Origin of the sequence: Exiguobacterium sp. s89 (assembly GCF_018617735.1) — a bacterium.
Taxonomy (GTDB): domain Bacteria; phylum Bacillota; class Bacilli; order Exiguobacteriales; family Exiguobacteriaceae; genus Exiguobacterium; species Exiguobacterium marinum.
This window is the reverse complement of the sequence record NZ_JACSKS010000001.1, coordinates 827,161-844,612: the sequence shown is the minus strand read 5'-3', so window position 1 is coordinate 844,612 and position 17,452 is coordinate 827,161. Positions and strand designations below refer to the sequence as shown.

Genomic DNA, 17,452 nt, shown 5'->3' with positions numbered 1-17,452 from the left:
TACAGAAAGAGGGGGACTCGTGCATGGAAACGATTTTATCAGTACGAGACTTAGAGGTCTCGTTCCACACATATGCCGGAACAGTTCAAGCTGTTCGTGGTGTATCGTTTGATTTGAAAAAAGGCGAGACGCTCGCCATCGTAGGAGAATCGGGTTCAGGTAAATCCGTTACTTCGAAGGCAATCATGCGTCTCATTCCGAACCCTCCAGGTGAAATCACGAACGGAGAAATCATGTTCGAAGGGAAAGACTTGGCGAAATTATCGGAAAAAGAAATGCTCAAAATTCGTGGTCGCGACATCGCAATGATTTTCCAAGACCCGATGACATCACTTAACCCAACAATGACGATTTACAAACAGATCGCGGAAGGGCTAAAGCAGCACCAAGGATTGACAGGTGAGGATGCGAAGAAACGTACCCTTGAACTGTTGACACTTGTAGGGATTCCAAACCCTGAAGCGCGTTTGAAGCAATATCCACACCAACTTTCTGGTGGGATGCGTCAGCGGATTGTAATCGCGATTGCACTCGCATGTAACCCGAAAGTGTTAATTGCCGATGAACCGACAACGGCACTTGACGTTACGATTCAAGCACAGATTCTTGAACTGTTAAAAGACATTCAACAAAAGACGGGTACAGCAATTATCTTCATCACGCACGACCTAGGTGTTGTCGCGAATATGGCTGACCGCGTTGCTGTTATGTATGCAGGTCGTCTCGTCGAAAAAGGAACGGTTGATGAAATTTTCTATGAGCCACGTCATCCATATACATGGGGACTTCTTGGTTCAATGCCGCGTCCGACAGACGACCGAAATGAAGCGTTACCAGCAATCCCGGGTACGCCTCCGAACTTGCTCGATCCTCCGAAAGGAGATGCATTCGCACCGCGTAATCCATACGCGATGAAGATTGATTTTGAGAAAGAGCCGCCGATGTTCCAGGTAAGTGATACACACTTTGCGTCAAGCTGGTTATTACACCCGCAAGCACCAGTGGTGAATCCTCCACGTGCGATTCGTGAACTCGCTCTCAAATATCGTCCGGACAGTGCGTTCGCTAAATCGTTTACGAAAGGTGGTGCTGAATAATGGAAAGCGAGAAATTACTCGAGGTAAAAAACCTGAAGCAGCACTTTAAAATTGGCCGTGGTCGTGTCGTTAAAGCGGTCGATGGCATCACGTTTGATATTTACAAAGGTGAAGTGCTCGGACTCGTAGGTGAGTCTGGTTGTGGAAAGTCGACGACAGGACGTACAATCATCGGTCTTTATGATGCGACGGATGGTGATGTTGTCTTCAAAGGCGAAAACGTCCACGATAAAAAGTCAAAAGCAGACAAGTTGAAATTCAACCGTGCAATGCAAATGATTTTCCAAGATCCATACGCATCTCTTAACCCGCGTATGACCGTTGCAGATATTATTGCGGAAGGGATCGACATTCACGGTCTTGCGAAGACGAAAGAAGATCGCATGAACCGTGTGTATGATCTTCTTGAAACAGTTGGATTGACGAAAGAGCACGCGAGCCGTTACCCACACGAATTCTCGGGTGGTCAACGCCAGCGTATCGGGATTGCCCGTGCCCTAGCCGTTGAACCAGACTTCATCATTGCAGATGAGCCGATTTCTGCTCTTGACGTATCGATTCAAGCGCAGGTCGTCAACTTGATGAAAGAATTGCAACGCGATCGCGATTTAACGTATTTGTTCATCGCCCATGACTTGTCGATGGTTAAATACATCTCTGACCGCATCGGTGTTATGTATCAAGGTCACCTCGTTGAGCTTGCGACAGCCGATCGTCTCTACGAGAACCCAATTCATGCGTATACGAAATCGCTTCTTTCAGCGATTCCGCTTCCGGACCCGGAGCATGAACGCACACGTAAGCGGATTGTGTATGAATCAACTTCAAAAGGTCCAGTTGGACGTTCGGATGAGGATTCAAGCATTCCACCACTTCGCGAAGTTGAGCCAGGACACTATGTCTCACTTACAGACGAAGAGTACGAAGCGTACAAAGCACAACTCGTTTAATGAAAAAGATCCTGACTCACTCGTTGAGTCAGGATCTTTTTACACAAAAAAATCACCTATCGAACTAGGTGACTGGTTATCCATTTGAAATGCGAGGCAAGTTTGATAATCGTTCAACGATTGCATCAATCTGGCGAACGCGAGCTAACGCATCTTCGACTTCCATTGTTTCATAATGATGCAGACCGCCTGGCTGCTCGACGAATGTATCGGCGTCATGGACGAGCTGTTGAAGAGGTGTGCGCTGAATGCGGCTCGGTGGTAAATATGAATCGGTGTGTAAGAGAATCATCACAGATATCTCTTTTGCCCGAGCGGGGTCTTCCCCTAATCGAATCAATAGTTTATGGGCACGTTCAGCACCTTTGATCGCATGAATATCATTTTGACGATACAAATCATAATTCCATTTACCTTCCGTATACCATTCATAATGACCGATATCATGAAGTAAAGCGGCCTTTGTCGCTAAATCGGTGTCGAGCCCTCGCTTTGTTGCCATCTCGAGAGCGCGTTCACATACGTCGATTGCATGCTTTAAGCCTGATCGAGTCAAATATTTTTGGGTGATGGGATGTTTCATAATTGTTTCTAATGTGATTCTCATCATCGCTCTCCTCCTTAAAAATAAAAAGGTTATTTCTATTAACTATACAGGTTTTATTGGGTAGTTGCAAATTTCAACTATGTAAAGAAATCATGAACCTTTAAGAATGATTCACAATTCACAAACAAATGTGCTATAATTTAATTGTAGATTTAGTGCAACTTTAAGATTTTCAGAATCGGTAATGCTCTGCATGTTCCTTACGCTGTATGGGGGTGAGAGGCCATGAAAGAACGTGATAAAGTTTTACGAGAGAAAAAAAGACTTTTAAAAGAAGTGCTGAAGAAAAAGTTGAAAGACTTACAAGTAAAGCCAGGGAAAGAGACGGTGTCTCAACCGGTTTCTCGAATCCCTGCATCTTGATATAGGTCATTCAAGGTCGCATTCAACGAATGCGCCCTCTTTTCTTATCCGACTGATAAAGAATATCATTGAAGTTTCAACAATTAAGAATTATTATAATTAAGTGGATGCGAATTTGGGTATACAAATAGAGTCACTTAAAAAGATGGACGCATACTCGATCAGGGAGGAAGAAAAATGGTCACACTATATACGTCTCCAAGCTGTACATCTTGCCGAAAGGCACGGGCTTGGCTCGAAGAACACGATATCCCTTTTACAGAAAGAAACATATTTTCAGAACCGCTCTCACTTAATGAGATTAAGCAAATTTTACGTATGACTGAAGATGGGACAGATGAAATCATTTCGACACGTTCAAAAGTCTTTTCTAAAATCGATGTATCTGTTGATGCCTTATCACTTCAACAACTTTATGATTTGATTCAAGAATATCCGGGTTTATTACGTCGTCCGATTCTTATTGATGAGAAACGTTTGCAAGTTGGATATAACGAAGATGAGATTCGTCGATTCTTGCCACGGAAAGTTCGGACGTTCCAGTTGCAGGAAGCACAGCGACTTGTGAATGAATGAATGAAAGCATACTGTTTAAGCAGTGTGCTTTTTATTATTGATTATTTCCTATAAAATAAAGATATAACCCGTCATCCAGATTGAATGATGTCAAAAAGGGTACAATGATAAAAAGAGAATTTCCCCTCTCCTCCTTATGTGAATTGGGAGCGAGGTGAGAAGGGAGTGGACAATCGTGAAAATTGAGCGCATCAACGATAATACCGTCAAATTTTTCATCACATATGTGGATATTGAAAAGCGTGGTTTCGCACGTGATGAAATTTGGTACAACCGAGAACGTGGCGAGCAGCTGTTCTGGCAAATGATGGACGAGGCTAACGAACGTGAAGATATCTCGTTTGATGGTCCACTATGGATTCAAGTCCAGGCTTTTGAAAAAGGTCTAGAAGTGACGGTGACAATCGCGAAAAATGTGATGGATTCCGAAGATGATTCTGAACTCGGTTCGCTTCTCCGCTCGGCAATTGATGAAGCACGGGATCAGCAGTCAGTACTCGATCAATTGAGTGAGTTAGATGAACTTGAAGCTGAAACAGATGCTTGGGCCCCACTTGCGATGGAAACAAATGATTTCGAGGCAATCATTTCACTGAGTAAGCGTGCAGGTGACACTTTCAGTGATCTTGATTTGAAACTATATCATTATCAAGACCGTTACTACTTGTGGATTGAGTTCCCGGATGAAATGGAACCTGAAGACGAAGAGAATGCACTCAGTCTCTTAGCGGAATATCTATCATTCAGTACACAGACGCAACCTATGCTTGAGGAGTATGGAAAAACCATTCTCGAAGGAGACGTCTTTGCGAAAGTACGTCACTACTTTTAACGGTGCATCGCCTGTTCAGTTGGACAGGCGATTTTTTCAAATCAATGGCAAAGAGGTGTTGGTATGGTGAGACGAATACGTTTATTACTCAATGAAAGTGCTTGGTTTGTCCCCTTCTTATACGGAGCGGGCGGAATTTTACTAACGATTTTGACTCAACTGTTTAGTGAATTCTTTCGAGATTTACTCCCGAATTTCATATATTTAGATTTGGACTCAGCTGCATCTGTTTTATCTTCGACGTTTACGAGCCTTATGACGATGATGACATTCAGCTTTTCCACCATTTTAGTGGTTTTGACGACCTATTCGTCTCAATTTTCTCCACGGACAGTAAATAACTTCTTAACGAATACTGCGGCTAAGCATACGCTCGGCCTTTTCATCATGACCACAATTTACGGGATTTCGAACTTATTCCTCGTTCGCACTGCGGATGAAGGTGTTGTGCTGTCATCTGGAATTAGTGTAATCTTGGTGATTGGATCAATTTGGGCTTTCGTAAAATTCATTCAAACAGTCAGTGTCTCGATTCAGGCGGAGCGTCTCTTATCAACATTACATAAAGAGGCTTTGTCGGTCATCAGTGAGCAAAAAGATGCAATCGAGTCGGAAAAGGTGAATCTCGTTCTGTCAAGATCTGTTCATTCATTCGAAGGGACTGCAGTCCGGGCACCACGAACGGGATACGTCCGTTTGTTTTTAAGAGAAAAGCAAGGAGATCATGAAACGGACTTTGAATCAGTTGTAGCCGTGGGAGATTTTGTTGCAAAAGGGGACCTCGTTGGATTTTGGAAGAGTGAAGAAACTCCAGATGTCGAGTTGTTTGAAATCGGAGAAGTTCGTTCTTCGATGCAAGACCCGTCTTTTGCAATTGAAAAATTGAGTGAGATTGCGTTACGCGGGATTTCGCCGGGGGTTAATGATCCGAATACGGCCATCCACGCGATCCATTACATCGGAGATATATTAAGGGAATTATGTGAACTGCCGGATGGTGATTTCCTCTATTCAAATGGGAAGTGCGATTGGCACGTGAAACGTAAGACACTGGACACGATTTTATTTGAATCGTTGTCACCGATGCAAACATACGCAAATCAAGATATTTTCGTGATGGGTTCTGTATTTGAAGCGATTCGAATGGCTCGTCTCGAAGCCCATGAAACATTGGATTCAACGTTTGATGGTATGGTTGATTACTTTGAAGACGTAATTAATTGGGATCATTTTCATTCAAAAGAGCAACACTATTTGCGGAATAAGATGAATCGTGCGAAAAAGCTGACAGCATGAACAGAGACCACCTTTTCAAAAGAAGAGGTGGTCTTTGTTCAAGAGAGGGTATAACCGCCGTCGACGGTAAGGGCTTGTCCATTTATATAAGTCGAAGCGTCAGTCAATAAAAATTCGACAACAGGAGCAACTTCTTCAGGTAAGGCTGCATGTCCACGGAAATGATGGCTCATGGCATCTTTGAACTTCGCCTCACCTCCATACAGTTTGTGGCTTAGCGGCGTATCAACAGGACCGAAACAGACAGCATTGAATCGTACTTTTCCTTTCATTCGGTGTGCAAACGTTTTGGTCAAGGCGACGACGGCCGCTTTTGAAGCAGCATAATGTGCGAGCATCGGTGGAAATTTGACGTGGCCAACGATGGCGGCATTGTTAACAACGCTGGCACCTTGTTCAAATAACGGGATTGCGCGTTGTGTGACCGTGTTAAGTGCATATAGGTTGACGTCGAATACTTCGGTATAGGCATCATGCGTGAGACGTTCTGGCGTACCGGGTCTGCCAAAAGTCGCCGCGTTGTTGAACAAGCCGTTTAACGTCACGCCCTGCTCTTTCAAATGTCTGAAGAGATGGTCGAGGTCTTCTGCAGACTGAAGGTCACAACGAATGAAGGTGGCCCGTCCGTCCGAATCAGATTCAAGGGAAGCCCCCCTTGTTTCATCACGACCAATCCCGATCACACGATGTCCATTCGTTGTTAACTGCAATGCGACGGCGCGTCCAATTCCGCTAGTCGCACCTGTTATTAGAAAAGTCCCCATAGTTTGTTCGCTCCCCTCAAAAATTTAGCGTTACGATGTATAATTAATGATAATACATGACAGAAACGAGGTCAGGTTATAATATGTTGCGACGCATACAAGTACTCTTTTCCCTTATTTTGCTCGCGGGACTCATTGCGATATTATCGTATTACTGGAGCTCACAAGTGATTGGACTCTTCTCGATTCTTGTCTTTTTGACAACGTTCAGCATTTTGCTAGTGATTCTGCTCGAAAATCGAAATCCGCAACGAACATTGATTTGGGCGATTGTCATGATTGGATTTCCTGTCATTGGATTGTTCGCGTACTTTGTGTTCGGTCAGAACTATCGACGAAAGCGAATGTTTACAGAAAAAGCGATGCTCGACGAAGAAACTTACTTAGCTTATCGCCAAAAGGCGATGACGCTATCCCCATCGCTTATGTTCACACACGACGATTATGAGAAGTTGATGCATCTCACTTCTTCGTTAAATCAGCTTCCGGTCTCCTCGAATACGTATACACAAATCTTGACGAATGGTCGTGAAAAATTCTCGAAACTGTTACCTGCTTTGAAAGGGGCGACAAGACACATCCATCTCGAATATTACATTTTTCGGGATGATCGTATTTCTCGGGAAATTCAGCGGATCCTCATCGAGAAAGCGAAAGAGGGGATCGAAGTCCGATTTTTATATGATGCGGTCGGCTCGATTCATACGAGTGGCAACTTTTTTGAAGAAATGAAACAGGCTGGCGTTCAAGTACAGGCGTTTTTCCCAGTCGTACTTCCACTCGTCTCGAGCAAGACCAACTATCGTAACCATAGAAAAATTGTAGTAATCGATGGGACCGAGGCATTCACTGGAGGCTTGAACGTTGGGGATGAGTACTTGGGTGAACATTCTAAATTTGGATTTTGGCGAGACACGCATCTGTACGTCAGAGGAGAAGGAGTGTCTGAATTACAGCTAATTTTCCTACAAGACTGGTATTACATGACCGGTGAGCGTCTTTTCACTCCGTTTTATTTAGAGCCACTTGAAACGGTTCGAAGTGCGAGTGGAGGCGTCCAAATTGTGGCGAGTGGACCAGATGAACCATATGAAACGATGAAATCGATTTATTTTTCGCTGATTAATGCCGCGAAAAAGTCTGTTTATATCTCTTCACCCTATTTAATTCCTGATGAAGATATTATGAGTGCATTGAAGACGGCATCTTTGTCAGGGATTGATGTACGGATTGTGCTGCCGAGTTATGCCGACCATAAGATTGTATTTTATGCGAGCCGCTCCTATTATGAAGAGCTACTACTAGCTGGGGTGAAAATCTATTTATATGAGGAGGGCTTCATGCATTCAAAAGTTATCGTCGTTGATGACGGACTAGCTACGATTGGAACGGCAAATATGGATTTTCGTAGCTTCCACTTGAACTTTGAAGTGAATGCCCTCTTGTATAACACGAATTCAGTCAACCAACTGAAACAAGACTTATATCATGATTTTGAAGGATCTCACGAGTTAGTGTTAGAAGAGTTTGTGAAACGCTCATTCTTTATCAAACTCGTGGAGTCATTGGCTAGAATGTTTTCACCACTACTATAAAAAGGGGGGAGCAAGATGCGATTTGCAATCGGTCGGGAAGGGGACATTGTTGATTCTTTTACCCTAAATCGAATGCAGGCGGAGCAGCTTGCTCCTTTTCGATGTCCAACTTGTCAAGAAGTGCTCATCCTGAAGCAGGGCGTGAAGCGGCGCCTCCATTTTGCTCATATCCATACGTGTGGAAGCGCAGAATCGGTTCCACACCATCAAGACAAATGGGCGGTGAGTCAGTGGTTACAAGAAAGAGGGTATCCGGTCGACCAAGAAGTAACGATTGGAGCGCGACGTGCGGACATTTTAACTAAAATCGATGGAAAGTCGACGGTTATTGAGATTCAGGCATCTTCATTACGCCCGGAAGAATATGTCGAGCGGACGAGCGACTATGAGAAAGCAAATCTTGATGTCATTTGGCTCGCAAGTGGTCTCGACTTGAGGATGAACCAATCTTTCCAACCGTGGATGCGTCTTGAACTCTCGAGACGTCATATGTTGATGACGGTGAATAGCGGTTCTATAGTTCGTTTCAATGGGTTTCCGATTTCGATCAAGTATGGAATAGGCAATTGGGAAGCCTCTTCTTCAGCAAAGACGTCGCCGTTTGAAGCATACTATCGGTTCAACGCGATGGAATGGACGGAAATGATTCGTCGGAAGCGAATGGCTCCGCCCTATCCTTCCCCAAAGAATCGCCGATTGATCTTCAATCGTCTCTATCCACTCGGTTTATTGCCGGCACTTTTACCGACAGGCTGTTATCTTCCGCTCACATCGCTATGGGGAATACGTGTACATCCGGTAGATTTTCAGACCGTCCTTTATTTAAATCGGTACGAGTCACCGAATGATTCGATAGAATGGAGCATTGAAAAGACGTGTCGTCAGTTTGGAGTAACACCGACAAGCGACTTTTCGGAGTCATTTCATGTACAATGGAAACAACTCTTGAATGCATGTCGTCTATCTTGTGATGTCAGGTCATGGTCGTTGCCGATTACATATGAAGAGGCGAGACATCACGATACACGTTTGTTTCAAGGATTTCAACGATTGATGTTACAGTCGACCAATCGATAAGAAAAGGGAGTGGACGTATGTCAGAGGTATTAACAAGACAGCAAGTTCCAGTGGAAGAAACATGGAACTTAGAGACCATCTACAACGACGATCAAGCTTGGGAAGCAGACTTTCAAGCGCTGAAAGAACAAGTACCAGCTTTAATTGGATTTAAAGGCCGCCTTGGAGAATCGGCAGAGGTTCTACACGAGGCATTACAGCTTCGAGATGAACTATCTCGTAAGTTACATAAGCTGTACACATACGCACACATGCGTTATGACGAAGATACGGCAAATAGCCATTACCAAGCATTGAATGACCGTGCAGGCTCACTCGCGTCTCAAATTTCGGCTCAGCTCGCGTTTATGACGCCTGAACTTCTATCGATTGATGAAGCTCAGATTGAAGCCTACATGGATCAACACGATGCACTTCGTGTATATCGTCATGCATTCGATGAACTAGCGCAAGAACGTCCTCATGTGTTGACGGAAGCGGAAGAAGCGATCCTCGCTCAAGCAGGGGACGTACTCGGACAATCGAGTTCGACGTTCGGTATGCTCAACAACGCGGATTTAAAATTCCCGAAAGTGAAGAATGAAAACGGGGAAGAGGTCGAGTTGACACACGGCCGTTACATTACGTTCCTCGAGTCGGCTGACAGAACCGTCCGTGAGGGCGCATTTAAAGCGATGTACGGGACGTATGAGCAATACTTGAATACGTTTGCTTCTACGTTGTCAGGAAGCGTAAAGAAGGATAACTTCTATGCGACTGTCCGCAAGTTTGAAAGTGCAAGACAATCAGCACTTCACAATAATGCGATTCCGGAGTCTGTCTATGATGGTCTCGTTGAGGCAGTGAACGAACGTCTTGATTTGTTGCATCGTTACGTCGCGCTACGTAAACGTGCACTCGGCTTAGATGAGTTGCATATGTATGATTTATACACGCCGCTCGTCAAAGACGTAGAGATGAAAGTGTCATATGAAGAGGCAAAACAATTGATGGTCGACGGTTTAGCGCCGCTTGGTGAAGAGTACGTTCAAATTGTGAAAGACGGGCTCGACTCGCGTTGGGTAGATGTACGGGAAACACGAGGCAAACGCAGTGGCGCCTATTCGTCAGGCGCGTATGATACACAACCGTTCATCCTCATGAACTGGCAAGACAACGTCAACAATTTGTTCACGCTCGCACACGAGTTTGGACACTCTGTGCACAGTCATTACACGCGTACGTCACAGCCGTATCCATACGGTGACTACTCCATTTTTGTGGCGGAAGTTGCGTCAACGACAAATGAAGCCTTGTTGAATGATCATTTATTGAAGACGAGAACGGCAAAAGAAGAACGTCTCTATTTGTTGAACAATCAACTTGAAACGTTCCGTGGGACATTGTTCCGACAGACGATGTTTGCTGAATTCGAACATTTGATTCACAAGGCGGCACAAGAGGGTGTCTCGCTCACGCCAGAATATTTAAACGAGACGTATTTAGAGTTGAATAAACGATATTTCGGAGACGGCATTGTCATCGATGAAGAGATTTCATATGAATGGGCGCGTATCCCACACTTTTACTACAATTATTACGTCTATCAATACGCGACCGGTATTTCAGCATCAGCTGCATTGTCGCAACAGATCATGGAAGAAGGGGAGGCGGCTGTCCGTCGCTACATCGACAACTTCTTAAAGGCGGGTTCTAGCGACTATCCAATTGAAGTATTAAAAGCGGCGGGTGTAGATATGACAACGAAAGAGCCGGTACTCAAAGCGCTCAATCAGTTCGAAATGGTTCTCGATGAAATGGAATCATTATTGTTCTCGTGAACAATATGTGACAATATACACAAAGAGGTTGTCAGATGAAGTTGGGCTAGGTATATTATAAGTGTGAAATCAATCACAAACCCCTTTATTGACCGTAAACTTTCTCCCATCTTGTAGGCCTTCCCCGGGCCTCAAGGTTCGACGTTTCTTGTCCCCGCTTGAAACGTCAAAAACCCCACGGCTCCCCGGCCGTGGGGTTCTTTTTTTATTTCGTTTGAGCCCATGCTTCCCCGCTACATCCCGGTACAGGACGACAACGTTGCTGCAAAGATAGCTTTTTCAGTTCGCGTTCAATCACAGTTTTCTCCATGTCTAGAATGTATGAAAGTTCGGTAATCGTCGATGCATCATAACGAGCCAATACTTTGGCTACGTCCCAATCGGTTGAACGGCTAGGGGCATAGCCTAACAACTCTGTCATGACCGATTGATACACATCGTACGGATACACGCCTTCAATCTTCAACGCCTCATCACGAGTCACAAAAGTGAGTGCGGGCAATGACTCAATCTCCCAATCTTTCAACACTTGATGGTCGACCGCTAACGCATTCAAGAGCTGGTTCGATTGAAGATCGGCTTCGAGTTCACTTAAATCAAGACCATACTCTTCGAAAGATCGTGCGAGTTCCCATAGATCGATGGGGTCGGGTTGTTTACTGGAAAATAAATCATTCACATGCAAATGTCGCAAGAAACGCATTGCATGACGCTTTCCTTGTAATTCTAGCGCTTTGATCATGGTGAGAAGGCGAACCTCTTCCTGACATCCGCCAACACAGCTAGGAACAGTAGAGACCATGCGGAAACGAATGACATGTCCGTATTCAATCTCTAACTTTTTGATTAATGTCATCACATGAAAGTTTTCAGGGCTCGAAATGTCCATGAAATAGAATAGCTCCAATGGCTTATAAGTTACTTGAATAGGAGTTTCTTCCAGTGAACAAGATGACCCATTACAATGATCACGTTCCATTTGTGTCGCCTCCTCTCGTTAAAAATTCTTTTAACTTTGTATGCTTATTGTAGCAACGAAAAAAAAAGGTTGGCAATGTATCTGCTCAACCTTCAAGAGGATTCATTTTTAACTCCATGAATCGAACGATTTTATTTTTGGCGGGACGGTAAGGAAGTCCGTGTTCTGCTAAGAGTCGTTCAAAGGCGCGTCGACCGGCTTCTTCGTTCGTTACTTCAAATTCTATTTCGTAGTCTGTTGTCTCCAAATAATGGCTTTCATCTAGGACGAGTAGTCCATCTTTCATTTGATGTTCTGCCCGGTGCGTTTCGAGACGACCGAGGTGTTCGAGTGGGGCGCTCAACTGAAATGGTGCAAGTGCTTGTTTCATTTGGTCATCGTGAATAATGCCGTATTTAAATAAATCTTCAGCCTCTGCCTCTGTGATAGTTGCGTGTGTTTCAAGCAATCCGACATCATTCGGCTGTTTTAGCGTCAATACTTGACCTTGTTTCTTCTCGCGAATGCGGAGTGCTGCACCCTTTTCTTTTAACTGGAACGATGGTGTGTCAAAATAGTCATTCGCTTGCCAGCGAACTTGATCCTCTAACTTGTAGGTTTGAAGTAGCGTCTCGTATTCTTTTTTCGTCAACATTGATTTAAATTCAATTTCCACTTCTTGGGTCATGAATCATCGCTCCATTCTATGAACAATTGTTCGTTTATGATACCATACAAACGGATACATACGGAAAGGACACGTTTTTTTCCGGAAAAGAACGAAAGTGGTGACAGCGTATGCAATCAATAAACTGGGATCAGTTTTTAGTACCGTACCAAATCGCGGTAGACGAGTTGAAAGTGAAATTAAAAGCAGTTCGTAAGCAATTTAAGTCTCAAAATGACCATTCTCCGATAGAGTTTGTCACTGGTCGAGTGAAACCGATCGGGAGCATACTTGAAAAAGCGAAACGAAAAAATATCGCTAAACACGAATTGGCGACAGATATGCAGGACATTGCTGGATTACGAATTATGTGCCAATTTGTAGATGATATCGTTCACGTCTTGGATTTGCTTCATCGTCGAACAGATTTTAAAATAGTGGAGGAACGGAATTACATTACTCACCAAAAAGATTCTGGTTATCGATCGTATCATGTCATCATCGAATACCCGGTTCAAACGATTCATGGAGAAATCCCGACGCTAGTCGAAGTACAAATCCGCACGCTTGCGATGAACTTTTGGGCTACGATCGAGCATTCATTAAACTATAAATACGATGACGATATGCCTTTAGAAGTACAAGAGCGTTTGAGACGTGCGGCCGAGGCGGCATTTCTTCTCGATGCAGAAATGAGTCAACTCCGCGTCGAAATTCAAGACGCCCAGCAAGTGTTTCGGGATAAAGAGATGAACGTGAAAACGGATGAGGACTAGGGGGAATTGATATGCAGTTTGCGATTGTTTCGAGAGGGGATACGCGATCAGCGGAGATTGCCCAGGAACTGACTGGTAAACTTCAAGCTGCCGGGCATACGCGATCTGAGGAGCCGCGAATCGTGGTATCGGTCGGGGGAGATGGCACGATGTTGCAGGCGTTCCATAAATACATTGACCGACTCGATGAAACGCTTCTCGTCGGCATTCATACTGGACATTTAGGCTTTTATGCCGATTGGCAACCGGATGAATTGGACGAATTGACGGAAATGATTACGAGTGAGTCGTTCGAGCCGGTCTCGTACCCACTATTAGAAGTTCTGATCGACTACGAGAACGGAAAGACCGATCGTCAATTAGCGATGAATGATTGTACGATTAAAAATTACAAGCGAACTCTCGTTTGTGATTTATCGATACGAGATGATTATTTTGAGACGTTTCGTGGAGATGGACTGTGTATCTCGACCCCATCCGGTTCGACTGCTTATAATAAAGCGCTCGGCGGGGCAATCGTTCATCCGTCAATCGAAGCAATTCAAGTGACGGAAATGGCCTCGATTAACAACTTGGTTTATCGAACAATCGGGGCGCCGCTTCTTTTACCGAAACATCATCAAGTGAAAATCAAGCCGCATACGAAAACCGAATTCGAATTGGCGTTTGACCATCAAGAAGCTTTGTCTTGGTCTGACGTCGTCTCGATTCGATGTGCGGTTGCAAAAGAAAAAGTGACGTTCGCTCGATTTCGGCCTTTCCCGTTTTGGCGCCGGGTGCGCGAATCGTTCATTGAGGAAGGAAAGTAACGGATGCAAGGATTTACAATTCGTCGCGTTGTGGAAAAAGAAAGCCCACTTCGCGATTTTTTAATGCAAGATATGGGCATTTCCCGAAAAATGCTCACGCTCGTGAAGTATGAAGGGAAGATTGAAGTAAACGGAGTAGCTCGAACCGTGCGTCATAATCTCGAACAGGGTGATGAAGTGGAGGTCACGTTCCCAGAAGAATCTCCTTCAACAGAAATGGTCGCTTCAAACCGATTGCTTCGTATTTTATACGAAGATGACGCTTTGTTAGCGGTTGACAAACCTGCAGGAATCGCGACGATTCCATCAAGATTACACCCGACCGATACGCTCGCGAACGCAGTACTCGGATATTATAAGCAAATCGGTCTTCCTTCTGCGATTCATGTCGTCAACCGACTCGACCGCGATACGAGCGGGGTGGTTTTATTTGCGAAGTTTGGTTTTGTTCATCATCGATTCAGCGAACTTCAAAAGGCGAATAAATTGATGCGCTCGTACATGGCACTCGTCGAAGAAGAAGTGTTGCCCCACACAATTGATGCGCCGATTGGGCGTGCTGAGGGCTCAATCATGGAACGGGTCGTGACAGAAGATGGGCAACGTGCCGTCACACATGTTCTCGCTTGCCAGAAATTCGGAAGTGACTTTTTATTGACCATACGTCTTGAGACAGGACGGACCCATCAGATTCGCGTTCATTTGCGCCATATTGGACATCCTCTCATTGGGGACTCTATGTATGGTGGAGTCAACCGAATGGACCGTCATGCCCTTCACAGCGCGTCTGCACGATTTATTCATCCGCTAACAGGAGAAGAAATCTTTATCGAGGCGCCGATCCCAGAAGATTTTATCCGAGCGTGAACAAAGCCCTCAAGTTCAATTCCTTGAGGGCTTTTGTCAATCGTCATCAAACATATATGTTTTTGATTTGGATGCCACGTTCATCACGAGACCGATTGCAATCATGTTCATGATGATTCCCGTTCCCCCGTAACTGACGAATGGAAGTGTGAGACCCGTGATTGGCAAAACACCGATCGTCATCCCGATGTTTTGGAAAACCTGGAATGTGAACATAGCGATAACGCCGGTGACGATGTAACTTCCAAAAGCGCTACTTGACTCTAATGCAATATGAATCATGCGATAGAGGAACAGGAAAAAGACGATGATAACGAGCGCTGCACCAATGAAACCATAATGTTCGGCGATCACTGCGAAAATAAAGTCTGTCTGCGATTCCGGCAAATAGACGAGACCTTGTCCGTATCCTGTCCCGAACATTTGTCCGGACCCGATTGCTTGTAACGACTTGATTAACTGGAATGCTAAATCGTCTGAATACTCGTATGGATAAATCCATGCTTGAAATCGGTTGAGGGCATGGCCCGGTACGAACGCTTGCAACAACTCAAAATGGGAGAAGAACAAATACATAAATGTTCCGATTGTCAGAGCGGCCGCACTGAAGAGACCGAGCAACCACTTCCAGCCAATTCCCGAGACGATAATGACGGCGCCGAGCATCGTTATTAAGACGAGCCCTGTTCCCAAATCGGGTTGCGTTACAATCAGTCCGAGTGGAGGGAGGGCGACTAAAATCAGTTTGACCAAGAGCCACGTATCGAGTTGAGATGAGCCATATCGTTTGTTGTGTTCATACACAATCGTCGACATCGAAATTAGCAGGAACAATTTCATGAACTCGGCAGGTTGGAAACTGAAACCTGGAACGTTATACCACCCATACGCCCCATTAATATTTGGAACGAGCGTTGTATCTCGGAGAGGGATTAACCCTACGAGAAGGAGCAGGCCGAATGCGTACAAATACCAATGGATTTTCCGTAGTTGTTCATATTCAATCGTCATGATGGCAAACATCGCAAAAAAGCCAATAACGTAACGAATGCCTTGCTCGAGAGCGAAGTTGATATGCTGAAGGCGTGTCGGCAACATCGGCTGTGCCGTATAGATTGCACCGAGGCTGATGATCATTAACAGGAAGACGATGGTCAACAGCGTCGTGTCTAAACTTTTAAAATATGATTGAATGCGGTTCATAATGGAGTCGAGTCACCCTTTCTATACGTATTTTATCTTACCGCAACTTAAAAAAATCGCAATACGAAACGAGCCGGTTGACAAAAGAGAAACCTTTCTGTAATCTGATAACAGATATTATCACCAGGTACTAAAAAGGGGAGTTTATGATGTCAATTTTTCCAACGTTAACAGATAAAACTTATGTCGTCATGGGGATTGCCAACAAGCGCTCGATCGCCTGGGCCATCGCCAAAACGCTTGATGAAGCGGGAGCGAAGCTCGTATTGACTTATGCAGCAGAACGATTCAAATCAGGATTAGAATCACTTGCGGGTGAGTTAAAGCAGGAAGCGATTTTACTTGAGTGCGATGTGACGAACGACGAAGCGATTGAAATGACGTTCCGCTCAATCCACGAAGAAGCAGGGGAGATTCAAGGAATCGCTCATTCAATCGCGTTTGCTGACAAAGAAGCGCTCCGCGGTGAGTTCTCTGAGATGACACGAGGTCAATTCGCGCAGGCGTTAGACATTTCAGCTTACAGTTTGACAGCCGTTGTGAAAGCAGCGAAACCATATTTCGCATCTGATGCTTCAGTGATCACGCTCACGTATCTCGGTGGAGAGCGTGTCGTCCCGAACTACAACTTGATGGGCGTTGCAAAAGCGGCACTTGACTCAAGTGTCAAATACTTGGCGAACGAGTATGGACCTCACGGGGTTCGTGTCAATGCAATTTCAGCAGGCCCGATTCGCACGTTGTCGGCTAAAGGGGTCGGTGATTTTAACAGTATCCTTTCTGAACTTGAACAGAAGGCACCGTTACGTCGAAACGTATCTGCAGATGAAGTGGCTTCGACAGGACTCTTTCTTCTTTCGGGAATGGGGAGCGGCGTTACCGGTGAAGTCATTCACGTGGATAGCGGGTACCATATTTTATAAGTTTGGGCAATGGCGCAGTGATGCGCCATTTTTGTATTACCACATGAAAGAATCGGGTAAGGACCTATGAAGGAGGTCAGATCATGGGTCCTTATCAAATTGATTTCACAGTCGTGCAATATGTCAATCGTCAAGTCCAGCCATCAGGTCGAGCGAGCATCGAACCGGTGACACGCATCAAACGTGTTCAACGTATCCGGCCTCGGCGGGAAGAATGGCTAGAAGAAGAGCAAGAAAAAAACCCCGGTCGCTATGTCGACCGGAGCATATAA

The 17,452-nt window shown here is 44.9% G+C and carries 19 protein-coding genes; 14 read left to right on the top strand and 5 right to left on the bottom strand.

Translation table 11 applies throughout. The annotated features are described in order from the left end of the window. Nucleotides 1-23: 23 nt before the first annotated feature. A complete protein-coding gene (locus KNO96_RS04355) occupies nt 24-1,097 on the top strand; it encodes an ABC transporter ATP-binding protein (protein ID WP_026826410.1) in 1,074 nt (357 codons plus the stop codon). Next, nucleotides 1,097-2,047, top strand: coding sequence for an ABC transporter ATP-binding protein (locus KNO96_RS04350; protein ID WP_214702329.1), 951 nt, complete (start codon nt 1,097-1,099; stop codon nt 2,045-2,047). The genes KNO96_RS04355 and KNO96_RS04350 overlap by 1 nt, the downstream gene beginning before the upstream one ends. A gap of 76 nt (nt 2,048-2,123) precedes the next feature. On the opposite strand, the gene KNO96_RS04345 is transcribed toward KNO96_RS04350, so the two are convergent. Further along, complete coding sequence (locus tag KNO96_RS04345) at nt 2,124-2,657, bottom strand: HD domain-containing protein (protein WP_026826408.1); 534 nt, start codon at nt 2,655-2,657, stop codon at nt 2,124-2,126. Nucleotides 2,658-2,879: 222 nt separating this feature from the next. Between KNO96_RS04345 and KNO96_RS04340 the strand changes: the two genes are divergently transcribed. The 4 genes from KNO96_RS04340 to KNO96_RS04325 all read left to right on the top strand — a co-directional run bounded on the left by KNO96_RS04340 (nt 2,880) and on the right by KNO96_RS04325 (nt 5,721). Next, nucleotides 2,880-3,017, top strand: a complete 138-nt coding sequence (locus tag KNO96_RS04340) for a hypothetical protein (RefSeq protein WP_015881216.1) — start codon at nt 2,880-2,882, stop codon at nt 3,015-3,017. Nucleotides 3,018-3,194: 177 nt separating this feature from the next. Continuing rightward, a complete protein-coding gene (spxA, locus tag KNO96_RS04335; protein WP_015881217.1) occupies nt 3,195-3,593 on the top strand; it encodes a transcriptional regulator SpxA in 399 nt (132 codons plus the stop codon). Between the two features lie 175 nt (nt 3,594-3,768). Further along, nucleotides 3,769-4,425 (top strand): adaptor protein MecA, encoded by a 657-nt coding sequence (gene mecA / locus KNO96_RS04330; protein WP_026826407.1) that lies wholly within the window; start codon nt 3,769-3,771, stop codon nt 4,423-4,425. A gap of 63 nt (nt 4,426-4,488) precedes the next feature. Next, nucleotides 4,489-5,721, top strand: coding sequence for a DUF2254 domain-containing protein (locus KNO96_RS04325; RefSeq protein WP_214702328.1), 1,233 nt, complete (start codon nt 4,489-4,491; stop codon nt 5,719-5,721). A 38-nt stretch (nt 5,722-5,759) separates the two neighbouring features. Here the strand turns inward: KNO96_RS04325 and KNO96_RS04320 are convergent, their stop codons facing one another. Beyond that, nucleotides 5,760-6,485: an SDR family NAD(P)-dependent oxidoreductase gene (locus tag KNO96_RS04320; RefSeq protein WP_214702327.1), complete on the bottom strand. Its 726-nt coding sequence runs from the start codon at nt 6,483-6,485 to the stop codon at nt 5,760-5,762. Nucleotides 6,486-6,568: 83 nt separating this feature from the next. On the opposite strand from KNO96_RS04320, the gene cls reads away from it, so the two are divergent. From cls to pepF, 3 genes are read left to right on the top strand one after another with little or no spacing between them, the layout of a single operon-like run. After that, on the top strand, nt 6,569-8,080 hold the full coding sequence (gene cls, locus KNO96_RS04315) for a cardiolipin synthase (protein WP_214702325.1): 1,512 nt from the start codon (nt 6,569-6,571) through the stop codon (nt 8,078-8,080). Nucleotides 8,081-8,095: 15 nt separating this feature from the next. Beyond that, entirely contained in the window at nt 8,096-9,157 is a 1,062-nt protein-coding gene (locus KNO96_RS04310) for a competence protein CoiA (RefSeq protein ID WP_214702324.1), read from the top strand. A gap of 17 nt (nt 9,158-9,174) precedes the next feature. Beyond that, on the top strand, nt 9,175-10,977 hold the full coding sequence (gene pepF / locus KNO96_RS04305) for an oligoendopeptidase F (RefSeq protein WP_214702323.1): 1,803 nt from the start codon (nt 9,175-9,177) through the stop codon (nt 10,975-10,977). A gap of 205 nt (nt 10,978-11,182) precedes the next feature. On the opposite strand, the gene KNO96_RS04300 is transcribed toward pepF, so the two are convergent. Next, on the bottom strand, nt 11,183-11,956 hold the full coding sequence (locus KNO96_RS04300; protein ID WP_026826401.1) for a DsbA family protein: 774 nt from the start codon (nt 11,954-11,956) through the stop codon (nt 11,183-11,185). Between the two features lie 85 nt (nt 11,957-12,041). Then, entirely contained in the window at nt 12,042-12,623 is a 582-nt protein-coding gene (locus KNO96_RS04295) for a CYTH domain-containing protein (protein ID WP_026826400.1), read from the bottom strand. Between the two features lie 110 nt (nt 12,624-12,733). On the opposite strand from KNO96_RS04295, the gene yjbM reads away from it, so the two are divergent. From yjbM to KNO96_RS04280, 3 genes are read left to right on the top strand one after another with little or no spacing between them, the layout of a single operon-like run. Beyond that, a complete protein-coding gene (gene yjbM, locus KNO96_RS04290) occupies nt 12,734-13,378 on the top strand; it encodes a GTP diphosphokinase (protein ID WP_026826399.1) in 645 nt (214 codons plus the stop codon). 11 nt (nt 13,379-13,389) lie between these two features. Next, a complete protein-coding gene (locus KNO96_RS04285; protein WP_026826398.1) occupies nt 13,390-14,187 on the top strand; it encodes an NAD kinase in 798 nt (265 codons plus the stop codon). Between the two features lie 3 nt (nt 14,188-14,190). Further along, nucleotides 14,191-15,054 (top strand): RluA family pseudouridine synthase, encoded by an 864-nt coding sequence (locus tag KNO96_RS04280; RefSeq protein WP_214702322.1) that lies wholly within the window; start codon nt 14,191-14,193, stop codon nt 15,052-15,054. Nucleotides 15,055-15,090: 36 nt separating this feature from the next. On the opposite strand, the gene KNO96_RS04275 is transcribed toward KNO96_RS04280, so the two are convergent. Next, nucleotides 15,091-16,257 carry an FtsW/RodA/SpoVE family cell cycle protein gene (locus KNO96_RS04275; protein WP_026826396.1) on the bottom strand — a complete coding sequence of 389 codons (1,167 nt, stop codon included), beginning with the start codon at nt 16,255-16,257 and terminating at the stop codon, nt 15,091-15,093. Nucleotides 16,258-16,406: 149 nt separating this feature from the next. Here KNO96_RS04275 and fabI point away from each other — a divergent pair, with 149 nt between their 5' ends. Together fabI and KNO96_RS04265 are read left to right on the top strand one after the other, a co-directional pair. Next, on the top strand, nt 16,407-17,180 hold the full coding sequence (gene fabI, locus KNO96_RS04270) for an enoyl-ACP reductase FabI (protein WP_026826395.1): 774 nt from the start codon (nt 16,407-16,409) through the stop codon (nt 17,178-17,180). A gap of 83 nt (nt 17,181-17,263) precedes the next feature. After that, nucleotides 17,264-17,452, top strand: a complete 189-nt coding sequence (locus tag KNO96_RS04265) for a hypothetical protein (RefSeq protein WP_015881231.1) — start codon at nt 17,264-17,266, stop codon at nt 17,450-17,452.

What these genes read in the sequence shown, in the direction of transcription:
- KNO96_RS04355 (WP_026826410.1), top strand. Translation starts at nt 24, where the DNA reads ATGGAAACGATTTTATCAGTACGAGACTTAGAGGTCTCGTTCCACACA.
- KNO96_RS04350 (WP_214702329.1), top strand. Translation starts at nt 1,097, where the DNA reads ATGGAAAGCGAGAAATTACTCGAGGTAAAAAACCTGAAGCAGCACTTT.
- KNO96_RS04345 (WP_026826408.1), bottom strand. Translation starts at nt 2,657, where the DNA reads ATGATGAGAATCACATTAGAAACAATTATGAAACATCCCATCACCCAA.
- KNO96_RS04340 (WP_015881216.1), top strand. Translation starts at nt 2,880, where the DNA reads ATGAAAGAACGTGATAAAGTTTTACGAGAGAAAAAAAGACTTTTAAAA.
- spxA (WP_015881217.1), top strand. Translation starts at nt 3,195, where the DNA reads ATGGTCACACTATATACGTCTCCAAGCTGTACATCTTGCCGAAAGGCA.
- KNO96_RS04325 (WP_214702328.1), top strand. Translation starts at nt 4,489, where the DNA reads ATGGTGAGACGAATACGTTTATTACTCAATGAAAGTGCTTGGTTTGTC.
- KNO96_RS04320 (WP_214702327.1), bottom strand. Translation starts at nt 6,485, where the DNA reads ATGGGGACTTTTCTAATAACAGGTGCGACTAGCGGAATTGGACGCGCC.
- cls (WP_214702325.1), top strand. Translation starts at nt 6,569, where the DNA reads ATGTTGCGACGCATACAAGTACTCTTTTCCCTTATTTTGCTCGCGGGA.
- KNO96_RS04310 (WP_214702324.1), top strand. Translation starts at nt 8,096, where the DNA reads ATGCGATTTGCAATCGGTCGGGAAGGGGACATTGTTGATTCTTTTACC.
- pepF (WP_214702323.1), top strand. Translation starts at nt 9,175, where the DNA reads ATGTCAGAGGTATTAACAAGACAGCAAGTTCCAGTGGAAGAAACATGG.
- KNO96_RS04300 (WP_026826401.1), bottom strand. Translation starts at nt 11,956, where the DNA reads ATGGAACGTGATCATTGTAATGGGTCATCTTGTTCACTGGAAGAAACT.
- KNO96_RS04295 (WP_026826400.1), bottom strand. Translation starts at nt 12,623, where the DNA reads ATGACCCAAGAAGTGGAAATTGAATTTAAATCAATGTTGACGAAAAAA.
- yjbM (WP_026826399.1), top strand. Translation starts at nt 12,734, where the DNA reads ATGCAATCAATAAACTGGGATCAGTTTTTAGTACCGTACCAAATCGCG.
- KNO96_RS04285 (WP_026826398.1), top strand. Translation starts at nt 13,390, where the DNA reads ATGCAGTTTGCGATTGTTTCGAGAGGGGATACGCGATCAGCGGAGATT.
- KNO96_RS04280 (WP_214702322.1), top strand. Translation starts at nt 14,191, where the DNA reads ATGCAAGGATTTACAATTCGTCGCGTTGTGGAAAAAGAAAGCCCACTT.
- KNO96_RS04275 (WP_026826396.1), bottom strand. Translation starts at nt 16,257, where the DNA reads ATGAACCGCATTCAATCATATTTTAAAAGTTTAGACACGACGCTGTTG.
- fabI (WP_026826395.1), top strand. Translation starts at nt 16,407, where the DNA reads ATGTCAATTTTTCCAACGTTAACAGATAAAACTTATGTCGTCATGGGG.
- KNO96_RS04265 (WP_015881231.1), top strand. Translation starts at nt 17,264, where the DNA reads ATGGGTCCTTATCAAATTGATTTCACAGTCGTGCAATATGTCAATCGT.